Source organism: Pseudomonadota bacterium (genome assembly GCA_027624715.1).
Classification (GTDB): Bacteria; Pseudomonadota; Gammaproteobacteria; order Burkholderiales; family Eutrophovitaceae; genus Eutrophovita.
The window spans coordinates 16157-34297 of the sequence record JAQBTV010000005.1 but is presented as its reverse complement, the minus strand read 5'-3'; the positions used below and the strand labels follow the sequence as shown (position 1 = coordinate 34297).

General features: G+C 49.2%; 15 protein-coding genes and 1 tRNA gene. 11 read left to right on the top strand and 5 right to left on the bottom strand.

The window, feature by feature from the left end; all coding sequences use genetic code 11:
- Positions 1 to 248: 248 nt before the first annotated feature.
- From O3A65_04820 to O3A65_04790, 7 genes are all read left to right on the top strand, one after another.
- The gene (locus O3A65_04820) at positions 249 to 1631 is read left to right on the top strand and encodes an FAD-binding oxidoreductase (protein ID MDA1331794.1); all 1383 of its coding nucleotides are present in this window, start codon (positions 249 to 251) and stop codon (positions 1629 to 1631) included.
- A gap of 18 nt (positions 1632 to 1649) precedes the next feature.
- The gene (locus tag O3A65_04815) at positions 1650 to 1958 is read left to right on the top strand and encodes a hypothetical protein (protein ID MDA1331793.1); all 309 of its coding nucleotides are present in this window, start codon (positions 1650 to 1652) and stop codon (positions 1956 to 1958) included.
- Positions 1959 to 1963: 5 nt separating this feature from the next.
- Positions 1964 to 3508, top strand: coding sequence for an FGGY family carbohydrate kinase (locus O3A65_04810; GenBank protein MDA1331792.1), 1545 nt, complete (start codon positions 1964 to 1966; stop codon positions 3506 to 3508).
- Positions 3509 to 3520: 12 nt separating this feature from the next.
- A complete protein-coding gene (locus tag O3A65_04805; protein MDA1331791.1) occupies positions 3521 to 4285 on the top strand; it encodes a glucose 1-dehydrogenase in 765 nt (254 codons plus the stop codon).
- 28 nt (positions 4286 to 4313) lie between these two features.
- Complete coding sequence (locus O3A65_04800) at positions 4314 to 4643, top strand: non-heme iron oxygenase ferredoxin subunit (GenBank protein ID MDA1331790.1); 330 nt, start codon at positions 4314 to 4316, stop codon at positions 4641 to 4643.
- 123 nt (positions 4644 to 4766) lie between these two features.
- The gene (locus O3A65_04795; GenBank protein MDA1331789.1) at positions 4767 to 5687 is read left to right on the top strand and encodes a fatty acid desaturase; all 921 of its coding nucleotides are present in this window, start codon (positions 4767 to 4769) and stop codon (positions 5685 to 5687) included.
- Positions 5688 to 5788: 101 nt separating this feature from the next.
- Positions 5789 to 6895 carry a glycerol dehydrogenase gene (locus O3A65_04790; GenBank protein MDA1331788.1) on the top strand — a complete coding sequence of 369 codons (1107 nt, stop codon included), beginning with the start codon at positions 5789 to 5791 and terminating at the stop codon, positions 6893 to 6895.
- A 353-nt stretch (positions 6896 to 7248) separates the two neighbouring features.
- Here O3A65_04790 and glpK read toward each other — a convergent pair whose 3' ends face one another.
- The 4 genes from glpK to O3A65_04770 all read right to left on the bottom strand — a co-directional run bounded on the left by glpK (position 7249) and on the right by O3A65_04770 (position 10776).
- Positions 7249 to 8742: a glycerol kinase GlpK gene (glpK, locus tag O3A65_04785; protein MDA1331787.1), complete on the bottom strand. Its 1494-nt coding sequence runs from the start codon at positions 8740 to 8742 to the stop codon at positions 7249 to 7251.
- A 148-nt stretch (positions 8743 to 8890) separates the two neighbouring features.
- On the bottom strand, positions 8891 to 9241 hold the full coding sequence (locus tag O3A65_04780) for a DUF3147 family protein (protein ID MDA1331786.1): 351 nt from the start codon (positions 9239 to 9241) through the stop codon (positions 8891 to 8893).
- A gap of 205 nt (positions 9242 to 9446) precedes the next feature.
- Positions 9447 to 9522, bottom strand: a tRNA-Asn gene (locus tag O3A65_04775).
- Between the two features lie 48 nt (positions 9523 to 9570).
- The gene (locus tag O3A65_04770) at positions 9571 to 10776 is read right to left on the bottom strand and encodes an aspartate/tyrosine/aromatic aminotransferase (GenBank protein ID MDA1331785.1); all 1206 of its coding nucleotides are present in this window, start codon (positions 10774 to 10776) and stop codon (positions 9571 to 9573) included.
- A 97-nt stretch (positions 10777 to 10873) separates the two neighbouring features.
- Here O3A65_04770 and uvrB point away from each other — a divergent pair, with 97 nt between their 5' ends.
- A complete protein-coding gene (gene uvrB / locus O3A65_04765) occupies positions 10874 to 12907 on the top strand; it encodes an excinuclease ABC subunit UvrB (GenBank protein MDA1331784.1) in 2034 nt (677 codons plus the stop codon).
- Between the two features lie 330 nt (positions 12908 to 13237).
- Here the strand turns inward: uvrB and O3A65_04760 are convergent, their stop codons facing one another.
- Positions 13238 to 15763 (bottom strand): Rne/Rng family ribonuclease, encoded by a 2526-nt coding sequence (locus O3A65_04760; protein MDA1331783.1) that lies wholly within the window; start codon positions 15761 to 15763, stop codon positions 13238 to 13240.
- Between the two features lie 411 nt (positions 15764 to 16174).
- On the opposite strand from O3A65_04760, the gene O3A65_04755 reads away from it, so the two are divergent.
- Genes O3A65_04755 through O3A65_04745 form a run of 3 tightly spaced genes read left to right on the top strand, consistent with a single transcriptional unit; the run spans position 16175 to position 18122 of the window.
- Positions 16175 to 17143, top strand: a complete 969-nt coding sequence (locus tag O3A65_04755) for an RluA family pseudouridine synthase (protein MDA1331782.1) — start codon at positions 16175 to 16177, stop codon at positions 17141 to 17143.
- A complete protein-coding gene (locus tag O3A65_04750) occupies positions 17140 to 17793 on the top strand; it encodes an HAD-IA family hydrolase (protein ID MDA1331781.1) in 654 nt (217 codons plus the stop codon). The genes O3A65_04755 and O3A65_04750 overlap by 4 nt, the downstream gene beginning before the upstream one ends.
- Positions 17772 to 18122, top strand: coding sequence for a Rieske 2Fe-2S domain-containing protein (locus O3A65_04745; GenBank protein MDA1331780.1), 351 nt, complete (start codon positions 17772 to 17774; stop codon positions 18120 to 18122). The genes O3A65_04750 and O3A65_04745 overlap by 22 nt, the downstream gene beginning before the upstream one ends.
- Positions 18123 to 18141 lie beyond the last annotated feature (19 nt).

The following is an 18141-nucleotide window of genomic DNA, read 5'->3' as shown; positions in this document are numbered from 1 at the left end:
ATGAAGAAACGTTTGCGCGATTACCCAATACGAATTCAGTCTCTTGACCTAGGCATTTCACCCGCGAAGTCGCCGGAGCGGAGTTTCGGACTTCTCATGTCAAATTACTTCGATTACCAGCGGAGGGATTGGTTTCAGAGATGACCGAAGCCGTTTTCAACCAACAAAAGCGCGGCGGGATTGACCGCTCAATCACCTTCGCTGATGCCCAAGCCAGGAGCGGCAACTATCCCGGCGTGATTGCGGAGATGCGTGCCGAGATCGGCAGCGAAAACGTGCATGTGGATTTTCCGACCCGCCTGTGTTATGCGCGCGATCGGCTGCCTTGGGGGGCGTTCCATATCCGCCGAGGCAAATTGCCATTTGATCTGCCGGTCGCGGTCGTGGCACCGGCAAACCACGAGGAGGTCAGAACCCTGCTTCGGTTGGCCAATGCGGCGCAGGTTCCTTTGATCCCCTATGGCGCTGGATCAGGCGTACTTGGTGCAACCTTGCCCTTACACGGCGAGATCATGCTCGACCTCAAGCGGATGAACCGGATTCTGGCGTGGCATGAAATTGATGGCATGGTCGATGTGCAGGCTGGTATGAACGGTGGCGAATTCGAGCGCGCTTTAAATCAACGAGGATTCATCTGCGGTCACTATCCGCAGTCTCTGCGGATGTCGACAGTGGGGGGATGGGCAGCATGTCGCGGAGCGGGTCAGGAGTCCACACGATATGGCAAGATCGAGCAATTGGTGCGTGGAATGAAGGTTGTATTGGCGAATGGCGATGACTTCGAGGTCCGGGCTGGGCCACCAAGGGCTGTTGGGCCTAGTCTCCAGGACTTGCTGGTTGGGTCGGAGGGCACGCTCGGCGTGATCACATCGCTTTCGCTAAGAATGTTCCCTGTACCTGCGCGAAAGCAGCCCTTGGTTCTGGCGTATGGCAGTCTTGCCAAGGCAATGCAGGCTAGTCGCAAGATGCTGCAATTGGAACTCAGGCCAGCTATTTTCCGATTGCATGATGAGACCGAGAGCCGTACGAAAGTGCGTGGTCTCTCTGGTTTTGACGCACATCCGATCCTGTGCTTTCTGGAGTTCCACGGCGATTCGCGGTTGGTGGAGGCCGAGTATGGCCTGGCGCGCGATATCGCGCTACAGCATGGCGCTATCGTGGGATCGAATGGTCTTTTTGACGAATGGGAGAGGCACCGGTTTCAGTCTCACTCTGTAGAGGCGCAGGCCGCGTACAACTATCAGGACACGATCGAAGTGTCTGCGCCTTGGTCGCGGCTGGAGGCGATGCATGCCGCAATGCGAGATGCGGTCACCGCGCTGCATTCATCGCTTTTCTTTGGTACGCATTGGTCCCACGCATATGCGGAAGGTGCATGTCAGTACATGACGTTTAGGCTACCGGCAATGCCAGACGAAGATGCGCTTGTTATTCACGCAAGGCTGTGGGAGATAGTTCATGCGCTGTGTTTCGAGCACGGTGGTTCGATAAGTCATCACCACGGAGTCGGATACTTTCGATCAGACTGGATGGCGCAGGACATTGGCATTGGCGGTCTCAACGTCCTGCGCCGAGTTAAAAAGGCGCTGGACCCACATTCGATCTTGAACCCCGGCAAGTTGGGGCTTTGAATTGGCGAGAACTAGAACATGAACTCAAGCAACAAACCTGAAATGCAACCCGATATCGGACTAACGCTCAGAATGTGCGCGTTGTGCCCAAGCCCATGCCGCGATGCCTGGCCATCCGCGTCGAAAGCACCGCTCGAGTCAGATTTGCCGTCGGGGCTCTCGTTGTTGGCGATGTCCGTTCTGGACGGGCTTATCGTATTGGACCATGAGGTTCGGGCATCGCTTCAAGTCAAACCGGAGGCAGAGCTGTGTGCGCAGGCCTGCGTGTACCACCTGCCTGTTATGGCGGCTGTCAGACACGTGCTCGGTTCCGAAGACAGGAACTGAATTTAATGGCGAGACAACAAGCAATCATGCTTGGCATTGACTTGGGTGCCGGGTCCCTAAAGGCCATCTTGGTCGCGTCCGACGGTATTGTCTTTGGTGCTGCAACTGAGGCTGTTATTAATCATGCACCGTATCCCGGATGGAGCGAACAGGATCCAGCAGATTGGTGGCGTGCGCTTTGCTCATCTGTCAAACAAGCGATTGCCTCGTCTGGCGTTGATCCGTCGGCGATCGAGGCTGTGTCGCTAACTGCCGGGGCTCATACCCAGGTGCTGGAAGATGCGAGTGGACGCGTACTGCGCCGTGCCATCATGTGGAATGACCAGCGTAGCCGTGACGAAGTGGCACTGTTGCGTGATAAGGCGGACGAGCGCATCTTGCAGATCGCACACAATCGGTGCAGTACGACTTGGACACTGCCTCAGATGGCATGGGTCTGCAATCACGAGCCGGGGGTGGCTGCCGCAACGCATCGCCTGTATCTGGCAAAGGATTGGCTGCGCTCGCGCCTGACGGGGACCTGGGAAACGGACCCGGTGGATGCACAGGGAACGCTGATGTATGACAGCCAACGCAACGAGTGGTCAACCGAGTTGTGCGATCTGATTGGTTGGGATCGCGACACCTTGCCGCCCGTTAAGGCGACTACGGAAGTCGTGGGCGTGGTAACCTCCACCGCTGCAGACGCGACAGGCTTAGTCATCGGCACGCCCGTGGTGTGCGGTACTTCGGACACTGCAGCAGAGACCTTTGCAGCGGGCATGACGCGGCGCGGACAGGCAGTTGTCAAGTTAGCTACCGCTGGTACTGTCAGCGTCTTGACACAGAATCCTCCCGCTGATCAGACGGTCTTCAACTATTTTCATGTAGTGCCTGACCATTGGTACACCATTACAGCCACCAACGCCTGCGCGTCATCGCATCGCTGGTTACGCGACCAGGTGGTTGGTGGCATGCTTGGATCGTCGCATGCTGGCGGCCCGGTGACATACGGAACGATGGATGCTCTTGCCTCCGATGTGGGGCCTGGCAGTGCTGGATTGTTTTTCCATCCATACTTGAACGGTGAGCGTACGCCCTACTGGGATCCGTTGTTGCGTGGCAGTTACGTCGGCTTGGGTTTTGAGCACGGGCCTGGTCATTTGGTGCGGTCCCTGTACGAGGGGATCGCTTATTCATTGCGGGATTGCCTGGACACCCTCCGTGTCAAAGTGGGGGATATTAGGTCGGCTCGCCTTACCGGTGGCGGCGTGAAAAGTGCCATGTGGCGCCAAATATTAGCGGACGTTTTGGCGCTAGAACTTGAGTTGCCTTCGTCGGCAGACGCATCGTACGGCGCGGCATTGATCGCCGGAATTGGTGTCGGTGTGTTCCCTGACGCAATCACTGCGGTGAATCAAACGGTTCGGGTGGTGGAGAAAACGGTTCCCAATCCTGCAACGATGCAGGTATACGCCGAAGGTTTCGATATCTACAAGGAAATTCAACAATCATTGGCACCGATTCACCACCGCATTCATGGTTGGCGCGACAATATGAATCATACCTAACAAGGGGAAACCATGGAATTTGGGCTGAAGGGACGAGTAGCTTTGATCACTGGTGCGGGTCGGGGTTTGGGGCTGGCACAAGCGCAAGCTTTAGCCGACGAGGGCGTCAAGGTCATGATCAACGATATCGACGCTGAACGGGCACAGAAGGCGGCGACCGAAGTCGGTGAGCGCGGCGTCGAAGCGCTCAGTCATGCCTGCGACTCAAGCGACGAGTCAGCTGTGACGACCATGGTTGAGCGCGCAGTCAATCACTTTGGACGGCTGGATATTCTTGTCAACAATGCGGGCTTGCCCGGTGCCCAGCGTCATATTGATGAAATGGACATGGAGGTGTTTGACCGTGCCATTCGGGTCCATTTGCGCAGTACTGTCGTTTGCAGCAAGCATGCCATTCGCCAAATGAAGATCGCAGGTTGGGGCCGTATTGTGAACCTCTCTTCGAGCCATTTTCTTTCGGGTGGGCGCGCCGGTATCTGTGACTACACCGCAGCGAAAGCGGCTATCTCCGGGTTGACGCAGAATCTGGCGAAAGAAGTTGCCGCACATGGCATCACGGTCAATGCCCTCGCGCCCGGGTTCATACTCACAGACCTGTTGACTGCCGCCCCAAAATCTATCCACAATACGATTGTCAGTCAAAACCCGACGGGGCGTTTTTGCAAAGCGGAAGAGGTAGGCGCCTTGGTGGCGTTTCTCTGTTCTAGTCAAGCCGCCTACATCAACGGCGCAACGATACCTATGGATGGTGGTCGGCGAGAGTTTTTTTGGGACTGAGTCAGCGAATTTTAGAGGGACAGTGAAAATGAGCAATGATTTGGATGGTGGCTGGACTGCGGTCGCCGCAACGTCAGATGTTCCCGACAATGATGTGAAAGGTGTTGTCGTTCAAGGTACGCCACTCGCCGTGTTCCGGATCAAAGGGACTTTTTTTGTGACCAGCGACGTCTGCACCCATGGCAACGCTTGTTTGTCGGATGGTTATCTCGATGGTGGAACGATCGAATGCCCTCTGCACCAAGGGCTGTTTGATGTGGCCAGTGGCAAAGCCCTTGGCGCTCCGGCTACTGAGGCACTGGCCACCTACGAAGTCAAACTCAAAGGAGATCAAATTTGTGTTAAGTTGGGTCAGTAATGATGCGACACAACAAGGTGTGTGAATTGACTCCATCGTCAACCGAAGTGAAGGAGCAGAGTGATAACTGAAGTTACATCGTCACCGGGACCAGCAGGTACTTGGGGAACGCAGGATTGGCCCTTGCGGGGTCATGAAATCATTCCCAGCAGCCTGCTCAAGCAATTGAGGCATCGCAAAGACATGCCAGGAATCGTCAGGCTTGTCGTCCACACCGTAGCGATTGTCGGCTCGGGTTTGCTGCTTTGGGACTTTCATCAAACCGCATGGGTGTGGCCGCTCATGGCAATATTTGGCTGTTTGGTTGCGCTGTTGTTCGGGCCGCTGCATGAGTGTGCACACGGTACAGCCTTTAGAACCCGTTGGCTGAATGACGTGGTTGGCCGAATTACCGGGTTCTTGGTTTATCGGCCGTTTCTATATTTCCGCTACCGCCACACGTCCCACCACACCTATACACAGCATTTGAAACTGGACCCGGACCGGGTGAATTTGCCAAATTCTGTTACTCAATACGCGTTCGACATGTCTGCACGCGGGTTCTGGAAAATGTGCTGGGCGTATCACATGCGAGGCGTGACTGGACGTTTTGACGATGCCGAGCGCTTTTTTATGCCGGCTGGGGAGACGGCCCGGATCGTGCGGGAGTTTCGCTGGTGTGTCGCAGGGTACATTGTCCTCGTGGCAGCGGCATTGGCGCTGGACCCATGGGCCCCGCTCGTGTTGATCGTTGGTCCCAGGATACTGGGGGAAATTCTCTTGCGAGTCCTGCGGATGTCCGAACACACGGCCACAGACGATAGCCCCGATTTGCTGCGCAATACTCGCACAACTCTGGTGAACCCGATATTGCATTACTTCTATTGGGAAATGCCTTATCACGCGGAACATCACCTTGCGCCATCGGTTCCGTTTCACGCGCTTGCAGGGCTGCACAGCCTCGTCAGCAACAAGATTGGGTTCGTGGCCGAGAGGGGGTTACTCGGTGCCCATGCAGAAATCTTGAGAACTGTTCGAGCCCAGCATGCACCTGTCTCTGGATGAAGGTTCGAAAGTCAATTGATTCGACCCGTTGCGCCACGCGCGTCGCTATCTGATGGCTTGATGGTCGTTTAACTTGTTGCTTGGTAAGGAAGCCGTACACCATGAACTCTGACCTTCGCATATTCGGGGGACCTAGACGGTATTTGCAGGGCCCAGGTGCAATTGACAGCCTTGCGGCCGAAACGCTTCATTTTGGGCGCAGACCAATCCTTTTGACAGACAGTGTCGTGTGTGATGCGCTCGAGAATAGTTTGAGGCCGACATTCCCGAACCTTGAGGTAGTGCTGTTCTGCGGTCAGTGTACGGCAAGCGAGATTGCCCGTGTGGCGCAGATTGGGCGGTCGGCGGCATGTGATGTAGTCATCGGTGCTGGTGGAGGTAAGGCGCTGGATGTGGCGAAGGCGGTCGCTTCCGACCTTGGGCACGAGGTTGTGATTGTGCCAACCGTTGCTTCGAATGACGCGGCAACCAGTCGGTTGAGTGTCATCTACGACGAGTCAAACGCGATTGCTGGCGTTCGAATGATGGCGCTGAACCCTTGCGCCGTCATCGTTGACACGACCCTTATTCTGGGCGCGCCAAAGCGGTTTTTTGTTGCCGGTATAGGCGATGCTTTGAGCAAGCATTTTGAGGCGAACCAGTGTCGAGATGCCAATGGGCGGAATTTTTACGGCGGTCGCCCGCCATTGCTTGCTCAGGTGATGGCTGACGCGTGTTATCACACGTTGCGTGAAAATGCCGTTCACGCGTTAACCGCTTTTGCGAGCCGCCAGTTGACCGACGCATTCGAGCGCACCGTTGAAGCCGCAGTGCTACTTTCTGGCTTGGCATTTGAGTCAGGAGGTCTGTCGATTGCGCATGCTATGACACGAGGCCTTTCTGCCGCCCCTGATTTTGCAGACGCATTGCATGGTGAGCAGGTCGCGTATGGCTTGATCGTCCAGCGTGTCATTGAAGGTGCCAGCGCAGGTGAGATGAGGGATCTGAGAGGGTTCATGGCCGACGTTGGCCTGCCGCGAAACCTGAGGGAGTTGGCGGGAATAGAGATCGCCAGTGGTGAGAGTATTGCAGCAATTGCCGAACGTACAGTTCGGGATGCTTCACACCATTTGCGCCACTTTTCGCGGCCCATCGCCTGTACGGATTTGATCGAAGCAATGAGACTTGTTGAGGATGCCAGTTTTGCTTTCCGCGGGTCGAGCGACTAATTTGGATTCAGTTGGGCGCATGTTGTTGGTGCCAAATCCAAATTGATCATTTTCAATAAAATAAGTAGTGCCGATCAGCGATATGAAGCAGGTGTTAAATAAATTGAGAGAGCAGTATTTTTGTTGGTAACACAGTCCCTCGCACAAACTGAACACTATTGCGCTCCATAAAAAAGCCCCATTTAATGGGTTTTTTTGTTGAATTTGGCACAAGCTCTAAAACCACAACAATAAAAAATAAAGGGAGTAGTGTGATGCAATGTTATCCAGTTCTTTATGTTTGTTGGTAGTACGATGGACGGTGAGTAATCCACAAGTTATTTCAGAGTGATTGGTGTTGCAGTCCGGCGGAATTAATGTGCAACTGCCCGACCCACCGCACGTTCCCACTCAGTCATACGATGCTGCGCTTCATCACGAGAAATCTGCGGTTCAAATATGCGATCAATCTTCCATTGCTTTTCGAGCGCATTTAAGTCACCGAAAATGCCGCATTGCAGTCCCGCCAAATAAGCTGCGCCAAGAGCGGTAGTCTCAATCACAGCAGGACGAATGACGGGGATACCCAATAAATCTGCTTGTATTTGCATAAGCAGGTTATTGGAGCAAGCACCACCATCGACCCGTAATTCCCGAACGGGAGCGCCACCATGTTGAACAGCATCTTTACTCATGGCCTGTAACAGCGCAGCACTTTGAAATGCGATGCTGTCCAGAGCAGCTCGCGCAAAGTGCGCTATCGTCGTACCGCGGGTGATGCCCACAATCGTCCCACGCGCATCCGCATTCCAGTAAGGAGCTCCTAAGCCTGTGAATGCTGGCACTATGACGACTCCATCGGCGTCTGACACTGTTTGCGCAAGCGTCTCAATGTCTGCGCTATTTTTAAAAGCATTCAAACCGTCTCGTAACCATTGCACAACGGCGCCAGCGATAAAAACACTGCCTTCGAAAGCAAACTCAAGTTGGCTAGTGGTTTGCGCCGCACTGGTGGTGATCAGTCCGTTGTAGCTCGTTTGGAATTGATTGCCTGTATGCATCAACATAAAGCAACCTGTGCCGTAAGTATTTTTTGCTTGACCCTCATGCCAACATGCTTGGCCAAACAATGCGCTTTGCTGGTCACCTGCAACACCGCCAATAGGTAATGGGTAGCCAAGCCATTCAGAATCTATGCTGCCAAAGTCGCTAGATGATGCTTGCACCAAGGGCATCAAGTTGCTATCGATATGTAACATAGACATGAGTTCACTGTCCCACTTGTTGGTGTGAACATTTAAAAGCATGGTACGAGAAGCATTGCTCACATCGGTCGCATGCACAAGACCTTTCGTTAAGTTCCAGATCAACCATGTGTCTACTGTGCCAAATGCAAGTTCTCCTTTTGCAGCCATGTCACGCGCTTCGTGTACGTTGTTCAATATCCATTGCAATTTAGTTCCAGAAAAATAGGCATCGATCACCAAACCTGTTTTGGATTGCACAAGTTTGTCTTTTCCTTCTTGGCGTAACTTGGCGCAAACAGGTTCTGCACGTCTGTCTTGCCAAACTATAGCGTTATAAATGGGCTGACCAGTTTTGCGATTCCAGACCACGGTTGTTTCTCGTTGGTTGGTAATGCCAATACAAGCAATGTCCTCTGCGCGGATATTGGCATTATTTAAAGCTGCACGCATGGTGGCGAGTTGGCTAGACCAAATCTCAATTGGGTCATGCTCAACCCAACTTGGATGCGGATAAATTTGTCGAAACTCTTGTTGGGCCATGCTCACAATATGGCCGTCTGGCGCAAACACAATGCTACGGGAGCTGGAAGTGCCTTGGTCAAGCGCTAGAAGATATTTCACGGTAATTTGAAATTTACTTTATGAAGTGACAGTTTTTGGATCAGTCTAAAAAGTGTGCAAGCAAACTCTACACATTTTCTATGGCAGCCCCAATAAATTATGGTCTTTAGGTATTGAAGGGCTGCTTATGGCCAATAACTGCCATTACCTAAAGCAGATTAATTCCAAAGCTCTTCATCAGCAAAGCAAATAAGCCAAAACAGATAACTGTCGTCACGACACACGCACCCATCGTCATCCAGAATCCTAGCTTTGGAAGCAAGTATGGAAACAATAGGAACATAGGTAATGTTGGAATCACATACCCGAAGGTGTAATAAGCGTGGTTTGCTATCTTTTCTTCAGGCTGATTCTCTATATAGAGCCATACAAGGGTAAGAAGCGTCATCAAGGGCAATGCCGCAATAAAACCACCTAGCCTATCGCTTCTCTTAGCTATCTCGGAAATGAATACAACCATTCCGGCTGTTAATAGATATTTTGTAATGATCCAAGCCATATATGCCTTTGATATTGGAGGATTATCCCATTATAGGAATGTCGTTTTAAATGACATGGGATTATTTTTGTTGATTCAGCTTGTTTGACCTCCATTGATCGAATTGGCGTTGATTCATAGCCTTGCAACCAATACATAGTCGATACATGGAGTAAAAACTAAAAACGGCTTCAGAGCAAAATCGCCTTGAAACCCTTATTCTAGTTGGCTCCTCGACCTGGACTCGAACCAGGGACCCACTGATTAACAGTCAGTTGCTCTACCGACTGAGCTATCGAGGAATTGGAAGGCATAGTAGTGTTTCGCAGTGGGTTGGTCAACTAGAGTGATTAGGTAATGACTTTAGCTATGGCTTCTGAGACTAAACCAATATTTTTTGAATTGAGGGCTGCAACACAAATTCGACCACTTTCGATGGCATAAATTGAGCACTCCTCTCTAAGCCTAACCACCTGCTCACGGCTTAGCCCTGTGTAGGAAAACATACCTTGCTGCCTCGCGATAAACGAAAAATCAACATCCGGACAGAGTTTAGTAATATTTTCCGACAATTCTAATCTCATGCGCTTAATACGCTCTCGCATGCCTCCAAGTTCGCCATCCCACTGGTTCCTAAGATCTGGATCAGCAAGCACCGTTTCGACTATTGCACCACTATAGATCGGTGGGTTCGAGTAATTGGTACGTATGAGGCGTTTTAACTGGCTCTGTACCCGCTTTGCTTCCTCAGCAGAACTAGAGACAATCGACAGGCCACCGATACGCTCTCCATACAGAGAAAATGATTTTGAGAACGAATTGGAAATAACTAAGGTTTCGCAGCGTTCCGTGAAAAGACGCACAGCGAAACCATCTTCTTCAAGCGACGCACCAAAGCCTTGATACGCAATATCTAGGAATGGAATTAATGCTTGCTCAACGATGAGCTCAGCAATTATCTTCCACTGTTTCGTATCTAAATCTACACCTGTAGGGTTGTGACAACAAGCGTGCAGTAGAACCACGGATTGTTTTGGGAGTTTTTTAAGTTGTTCCACCATACGGTCAAACGCAACACCTCCCGTATCTGCATCATAGTAGGGATAAAGGTTAACTTTGAGACCAGCATTTTGAAAGATACCCCGATGATTCTCCCAGCTTGGATCAGAGATCCAAACATCAGAGCAACCCACCGCTTGCTTTAAGAAATCCGCTCCAACTTTAAGAGCGCCCGTGCCACCTAAAGTTTGCGCCGTGACGATTCGGTTAGCGCTCAAAGCCTTGGAGTCTGCTCCAAAAAGAAGTGCTTGAACCAACTTGCCATAATTTGCGTTTCCATCAATGGGTAGATAAGGACGGGCGGCTTGTTTAGCCACAATTCGTGTTTCAGCCGACTTAACGCATTCAAGCAAAGGTACCAAGCCTTTGTCATCGTAGTAGACCCCAACGCCTAAATTAACCTTGTTAGGGTTAGTATCTACCTTGAAAAGTTCGGTAAGCCCTAAAATAGGGTCACTCGGCGCTAATTCAACACCGCTAAAAGCTGAAGTCGTCATATACTGGTCGTTATTAAGATATACGTTAGAAATTAACGGGCGTAATTGTACCGCACGTGTTTATGCTAATTCCACAAGAAACAAGGCTCACGAGATTTTGTCCACAGAAAACTTTATCAGATTCCCCAATAGTCCATTTTTACTTAATCAGCTATTCGAACCCGCAGGAGATCAACCAGAGGCCATAGAGGCTCTTTTGAGCGGCTTAACGAGTCAGATGTCGCATCAGACATTGCTTGGGGTGACTGGCTCAGGGAAAACCTTTACGATGGCCAATGTGATCGCTCGGTCAGGGCGCCCTGCGATTATCATCGCACCCAATAAAACCTTAGCGGCACAGCTTTACTCCGAATTTAAGGAGTTTTTCCCGAAAAACGCAGTTGAGTATTTCGTGTCTTATTACGACTACTACCAACCTGAGGCATATGTCCCATCGCGAGACCTTTTCATCGAAAAAGATTCGAGCATTAACGAACATATCGAGCAAATGCGGTTATCTGCTACCAAATCATTACTCGAGCGCGATGACTCGATCATTGTCGCGAGTGTGTCATGCATATATGGCATAGGAGACCCAGTTGACTATCACGGCATGATTCTCCATCTAGTGGAGGGTGAGGAAATTGGCCAACGTAAGATCATTCGAAGACTTGCCGAGATGCAGTACGAACGAAACGACATGGATTTTCAGCGCGGTATTTTTAGGGTGCGAGGTGATGTCGTTGATATTTTTCCATCAGAAAATTCTGAACATGCCATTCGGGTTTCATTATTTGATGATGAAATTGAATCTCTATCGGTATTTGATCCGCTTACAGGCCACATTATCAATAAGGTGAAACGCTATACCGTCTACCCATCCAGCCACTATGTGACGCCAAGAGCAACCGTTCTTAGGGCTATAGAGGCTATTAAGGTGGAGCTGCGGGAGCGGATGGCTCAATTTCAAAAGGATAGTCTTCTGGTTGAAGCGCAGCGCATTGAGCAGCGCACTCGTTTTGATTTGGAGATGCTTACCGAAATGGGCTTTTGTAAGGGTATTGAGAATTATTCGAGACACTTGTCCGGCCGCGAAAAAGGCGCTCCCCCACCAACTTTAATCGATTACCTACCTAAAAATTCCATTATGTTTATAGACGAATCACACGTCACTGCACCGCAAATTGGTGGGATGTATAAAGGTGATAGAGCGCGAAAAGAAAATTTAGTGAATTATGGCTTCAGATTGCCTTCGGCACTAGACAATAGACCCTTGCGGTTTGATGAGTTTGAACAAATAGTGCCACAAACCATTTTCGTTTCCGCAACACCCTCTCATTATGAGAGTTCGAAACAACAACAAGTTGTAGAGCAAATGGTTCGACCAACCGGGCTTGTAGATCCTCAATTGGAAGTTCGACCTGCAATTAATCAAGTTGATGATCTCTTATCAGAGATCAGTATTCGAGCCAAGATCCATGAGCGTGTCCTAGTTACTACTCTGACTAAACGAATGGCGGAAGATCTAACAGATTTTTTAGCTGAAAATGGAATTGCGGCGCGCTATCTACATTCAGATATTGATACGGTGGAGCGCGTCGAAATCATTCGAGATTTGAGACTCAGAGTGTTTGACGTCTTGGTGGGTATCAATTTATTGAGGGAAGGATTAGATATTCCAGAAGTCTCACTTGTAGCTATTCTGGACGCGGATAAAGAGGGGTTTCTGCGCTCTGAGCGCGCATTGATCCAAACGATTGGCCGTGCTGCAAGACACATTAACGGGCGAGCCATTATGTATGGCGATTCAATCACTAGATCGATGCAACGCGCTATTGACGAAACAAACAGACGGCGGCAAAAACAAATTGAATTCAACGCTGAACATAACATCACCCCGGTCGGCATTGAAAAACGTGTACGCGATTTGATCGAGGGTGTGTACTCTGAGCGAGACTTAAGTAGCAACATTAAATCTAAGACTGAACGTCCTACCGAAATTACATCTGAGTCAGATTTGTTAATTGAAATTAAACGCGTAGAAAAACGTATGAAAGAGGCTGCTAAAAATTTAGAGTTTGAGAAAGCAACTGAGTTCAGGGATGCTCTCAAATCGCTCAAGGATCGATTTATTTCAGGTTCATTGGCTTAAACGCAAACACGCAAAGATTCTTTATGAAGCTTCTAATTGTTTGTGTGGGAAACAATCTGTTCTTCTATTAATGGGTATGGAACACCTGAAGACGTATCAACGATTGAACCTCACAGATAATAGATCAAGTATCCTATGTTTTTTAAATATAGCAAAAGATGTTTGCGAGTCGACGTGCCTGACTCCTAATATGGTGTGGAGGGCGAATTTAATACTGTGCTTGAAATAATTGACAGAGGGGCGGACACATTTTTGAATCACATGTATCCGCCAATTTACCTCAAGGTGACCAAATTATAATGGTCACAAGTTGCTTTTCTTTATTATAGACTATACCTTTGTTTCTACCCTTTGGAGTGGCTCACTTGCTGATATAGTCGCATCCTTGGCTTGTCGCCGCATTCGTCGTTCTTCTCTTGCTTTCTCTAACTCAGCTGTATTTTGCTGTGACTCAAGACTAGAGCCGCTCGCAGACGGTGTGGTCTCTATCATTGTCATACCCTGGGGTAACAGTATCGGTTCCTCCACAATCGGCATTCGGATGATAGGCGGAAGCGTTTCAGCAACAGCCGCCGGCACATGAACCACTTCACGCACATCGTCCTCATCCGAAGGGCTATGGAACAAAGATCCATTGGTTTTTACTTCGGGCTTATCAACCGTTGTGTGCCTGGTTTCGGCCACATGAGGTGTTTCCCTACCGAGCGCCTCGTAATCAACGTCATAACCGGTAGATACCATCGATTGAGGACTAGGAGCTTGCTGACCTTGGGTGCCCGATTCTGCGCCCATAGTTGCTACAGAGGCTGATGCCGTATTCTCTCCACCGTCATTTCTCCGGTTGCGACCTCGTCGATAGTTATTTGTGCGACGAGGGCTCCCAGCCTGATCTTCTCGTCGTTCTGAGTGCTCACTTATTTGTGCCGTGGTATCTATGCTTCTATTGTTGGACGTGTCTACGAGATTTTTAACTTCTTCTTTTTGCTGCACAGAATTGTTGGAAGAATCATCATTACCGTTTTCAGCATATCTACCACGTCCTCTCCTTGGTCGACGACGGTCACCACGGGAATCGATACGACCGCGACGACGATCATTACGTTCGTCATCCCGACTGCCGTGCCTCCGGTCAGTACGCGGATTTCTACGTTGAGTGTCCGAAGAAGATTTTTCTTTGTCTTCACTAGAGCCGAATATGGAAAGAATGAGTCGTTTAAAGAAACTATCTTTTTTGATTTGTGATGGGGGCGCCTTTATTGGAGTCACTCCTTTCACTGCAGCAGAAGGTTTTATTACGTCTTGCTTCTTGTCATTTTCTAGTCCTTGCTCAGTCACTTCCTCAACCAAATTATAGCTCGGCATAGTCGTATCAATTTGATTAAGCTCATCATGACGTACACGTTTCACCGTGTAATGTGGCGTTTCTAAGTGGGTATTTGGTATCAATACACAGCTCACTTTTACCCGCTGCTCAATAGCGTAGAGCTCGTGTCTCTTTTCATTGAGCAAATAGGACGCAACAGCAACAGGAACTTGGGCGTGTACCGCCGCAGTACTCTCTTTCATTGCCTCTTCTTGCACGATTCTAAGAACATGCAAAGCGGTAGACTCAACGGAGCGGATAGTCCCGGTACCACTACATCGTGGGCAGGTGATATGGCTTGTTTCACCAAGCGAAGTTTGCAGTCTTTGTCGCGCCAGCTCCAGCAATCCAAACCTAGAAATTTTTCCTACATTAACTCGCGCGCGATCATACCTAAGGGCCTCACGTAGTGTGTTTTCGACTTCACGTTGGCTCTTCGGGTTTTCCATATCGATAAAATCGATAACTACAAGCCCACCCAAGTCACGCAGACGCAATTGTCTTGCGATTTCCTCAGCTGCTTCGATATTTGTTTTGCGTGCCGTTTCCTCGATATCGCTACCTCGTGTCGATCGCGCAGAGTTAACATCGATAGAGACCATGGCCTCTGTGTGATCAATAACAATAGATCCACCAGAAGGCAAAAGAACCTGTCGCGAATAAGCTGATTCTGTCTGATGCTCAATTTGAAAACGGGAGAATAGGGGAGTTTCTTCCTGATACCATTTAACCCGATCCACGTTATGCGGCATGACATGCCCCATAAACTGGCGAGCTTGCTCGTAAATTGATTCAGTATCGATAAGTATTTCGCCAATATCTTGCCGGAAATAATCTCGAATCGCCCGAATAACAAGACTTGCATCTTGATAGATTAAGAACGGCGCTTTTTGGCTGCCGGCAGCTCCGTCAACCGCTTTCCATAATTGAGTTAGATAGTTTAAATCCCACTCTAACTCTTCTGCGCTGCGACCAATACCGGCTGTGCGGGCGATTACGCTCATTCCCTTAGGAAGGCTAAGTTGATCCATGGAGTCACGCATTTGCTCTCGTTCTTCGCCTTCGATTCTTCTTGAAACACCGCCCCCACGAGGGTTATTAGGCATTAAAACTAAGTACCGTCCTGCCAGACTGATGAATGTGGTTAATGCCGCACCTTTGTTGCCACGCTCGTCTTTTTCAACTTGCACGATAAGTTCGGTACCCTCGGATAACACATCCTGAATTCGAACTTTGGTGGGATTAGCTTGCGGATCTTTAAAGTAAGACCTACTGATTTCCTTGAAAGGAAGAAATCCATGCCTTTCGGGACCGTAATTAACAAAGGCCGCTTCGAGACTGGGCTCGATTCGGGTAATAACAGCTTTGTAAATATTACTTTTTTTCTGTTCCTTGCCTGTTGTTTCTACATCTAAATCGAGGAGTGTTTGTCCATCGACTATTGCAACTCTCAGCTCTTCGGCATGGGTCGCGTTAAATAACATTCGCTTCATTTATATTCCCCTGCGCATACACCGCTGTAGGAGATTAAACCGGCGCTAGTTTTAGATAATTTCGTTCAACTATTTCAATTAATAAATTAAATAAATTCTTTCGTTGTGTCGAGTAATCGTTTCCTAAATCAATATCTTTCCGGTTTATTACATAGGCCCCCGCATCTTAATGGCGTTGGCACTTTGATTCTCCCACGCTGTTCTAAGCGCGCAAATCATTTACTATATCGCTACTTTCGTTTTTCACTATATGAGGTGAGCGAAATTAACCTTGGGACGAGCCTGCTACTAAATTCGTTGAGAACTAAACGGCTAACTAACAACGGGACTATAAACCCGGAGGCCGCACGATCTTCATGAGACCGTGGCATTCTCGTCGTCAAACGGCTCGTTGGCGGATTATAATGCAAAATGAATAACTTATGTAAAGATCGTGTGAATCAAGTCGTGATTGGCGTTGATGGCGAAGCGCAACGAATTGATAACTACTTATTGAAGATACTCAAAGGTGTCCCTAAGAGTCATATTTATCGTATTTTGCGTAGTGGGGAAGTGCGTGTGAATGGAGGCCGCGCAGGTCCGAGTCGCAGACTCACGGAGGGGGATAAAGTCCGTATTCCTCCAATACGCGTTGCACAAAGAGACGAGGGAGCGAAACCGAGAAACTCCATGCAACTGCCCATTTTGTATGAGGATGACCATGTGCTTGCTATTGACAAGCCCTCTGGTTTAGCCGTTCACGGAGGAAGCGGGGTCTCTTTTGGAATCATTGAGATCTTAAGGGTGGATAGGCCCAATATACCTTTTCTTGAACTTGTACATCGGTTGGATAAAGAAACTTCAGGCGTTCTGCTGCTCGCCAAAACACGAACGGCGCTGACCCACTTACATGGCCAAATTAGGGATAGTCTGACGAAAAAAATATATGTCGCTTTGGTCTGGGGTGTTTGGGACCGCGCCATTAACAAGATAGACTTACCCCTCCGTAAGTTTGTCTCTAAAGACGGTGAGCGTAGAGTTGTTGTTGATGGATCTGAGGGTAAGCCATCCCTTACATTAGTTCGTGCGCTTGAGACGCACGGACAAACCACCTTAATCGAAGCTAATCTTAAGACTGGAAGAACGCATCAAATCCGAGTTCACTTGGCGCATAAAAACTTCCCGATTTTGGGCGATGAAAAATATGGAGATTTTCAGCGAAACAAAATCTTCCAAGCCTATGGTCTAAAGCGGATGTTTCTTCATGCGCATCAATTTTCTTTCACGCACCCCGAACTCGGAAAGAGAATGAAAATTGAATCGCCAATACCAACAGAGCTGAGGCGGGTCATGACTGTTATTGATGAATCACAACAAAAGAAAGTGCTAGACATTCCATGAGAAATTTCGATTTAATTGTTTTTGATTGGGATGGAACACTCGTAGATTCGACAGCGCATATTACGCAAAGTATTCAAAAGTCGTATGCTGATAACGATTTGCCGGTTCCTGCGGAGGCGGCTGCCAAACACGTTATAGGCTTAGGCCTTTTGGATACCTTTAACTATTTATCTCCTAATCTCACCGAAAGCCAACACAAAGGTATTGTCGATCGTTACCGGCATCATTTTTTAATTGCCGATAAGACTATTCATGCTTTCCAAGGTGCCTCAGACGGGCTGAAAGCTTTAATAGAAAGAAATTATTTTTTAGCAGTGGCTACTGGGAAAAGCCGGGTCGGCCTAGATCGTGCATTAAAAAAAGTAGATTTCGGCCATTTATTTTCGGTGACACGATGTGGTGATGAGGGGTTCCCCAAGCCACATCCCGATATGCTGCAATTCATTATGGATGATCTCGCAGTAACCCCTGACCGAACGCTCATGATTGGGGACACTTCGCATGACTTACTGCTCGCTAAAAACGCGGGAGCTTGGGGCGTTGGCGTCAGTTATGGGGCGCATGATAAAAATGAGCTTATCGCTCTTAATCCGTTAACGTGTGTGGATAGCTTTGAGGCATTGATGGCATGGCTTCTCGAAAACGGTTGATTTGTCAGCCCTCGGATTTAAAAGAATGTGGCAGGGGCGTGCGCTTCGCAACAACAGGTGACAACGGGGAAGAGATTCCTGGTTTTGTCATACGTCATAACGGATTAGTGTTTGGCTACGTAAATCGGTGCGCCCATTTACAAGTAGAACTTGACTGGCAACACGGGGAGTTTTTTGATGCGGACCAAGAGTTGCTGATATGTGCTACACATGGAGCTTTGTATCTTCCAGGCACCGGAGAATGTATCGGTGGGCCGTGCAAGGGGGTGTTCCTCACTAAACTAGTGACTATCGAAGAAGATGGCGGCGTATATCTTGTAGAAGAGTAGGCCTAGGCTAGACGAGAAA